The following is a 965-nucleotide window of genomic DNA, read 5'->3' on the forward strand; positions in this document are numbered from 1 at the left end:
GCCTGTCTGGCCTGCGCTTTTTTTGCCGCCAGCTCTGCTTCCCGGGCTGCTTTCTCGGCCAGCTTCTGCTTTTTCACCTTCCACTTTGGTGGCGTGGTGACATTGATGATGGTTTTCCGCCTGCGGACAGGCGTCTCCCCTTCCGTTTTCCGCTTCAGTGTCAGTACCGGTCGCTTCTGCTCTGTCATGCTGTGTTCTGCCTCTGACGAATCATCCTCTTGCGGTCAAAGATACCACACCCGTCACAGCGCCAGAACGCCCAGCACAGCCAGATGACAGGCGTAGAATACCGGGAAAAAATCCCCGGGCCAGAAACGGGGTAATGATTTTCCTGCACACGACACCAGACCAACGGTCAGCACCGTCATCACAAGACCGGCCACCGCCGCTGCATCACTGGTGGCAAGGTTAAGCGCCGGAATAACAGCCAGCAGGCAGGCGACCAGCGCCAGACGTTCCGCTCTGTCTTCCGCCCGGTACAGCCGGTGGCTGACTGCCAGCATCAGCAGCCCGGCAATGCCGTAACTGGTGCCGGACAAAGGCCCCCACAGCGCCATCAGAAGAATGGCCGCTGCTGTACGCCACCCACTGCGCGTTTCACACCACGTCAGCACCTGTGCCGCCACTGCAAAGGCAAACAGGATATTCCCCTCATACCAGGGAAAGCCTGCCAGATAATATGCGAACTGGGCAATAATCCCCCATCCCCACAGCCGGTTAATGGCCGGTTGCCGGATATGCGCATGACGGGACAGATTCAGCCCCCACACCAGGGCAAACAGCGGAAAGGCTCCACGCCCGGCCAGAAACATCCATTCCTGCTTCAGCTGGAATATCAGATTGATGTGGTCCAGTACCATCAGCACCAGTGCCACCGTTTTGATGATATCCCGCTGTCCGGGTGACCAGACCAGCAACGACTGCAACCAGGTATCGGTCCGGGCAGCCAGTGAATCGTTACGTGT

General features: G+C 58.4%; 1 protein-coding gene and 1 pseudogene. Both read right to left on the reverse strand.

Annotated elements, in window-relative coordinates; all coding sequences use genetic code 11:
• A pseudogene (locus tag K0778_RS26425) lies at nt 1-188 on the reverse strand (conjugal transfer protein); the annotation flags it as partial.
• 54 nt (nt 189-242) lie between these two features.
• The coding region (gene traX, locus K0778_RS26430; protein ID WP_153449196.1) for a conjugal transfer pilus acetylase TraX at nt 243-965 on the reverse strand (723 nt) is incomplete at its 5' end.

This window comes from Escherichia sp. XD33 (assembly GCF_019375075.1).
Classification (GTDB): domain Bacteria; phylum Pseudomonadota; class Gammaproteobacteria; order Enterobacterales; family Enterobacteriaceae; genus Enterobacter; species Enterobacter flexneri_A.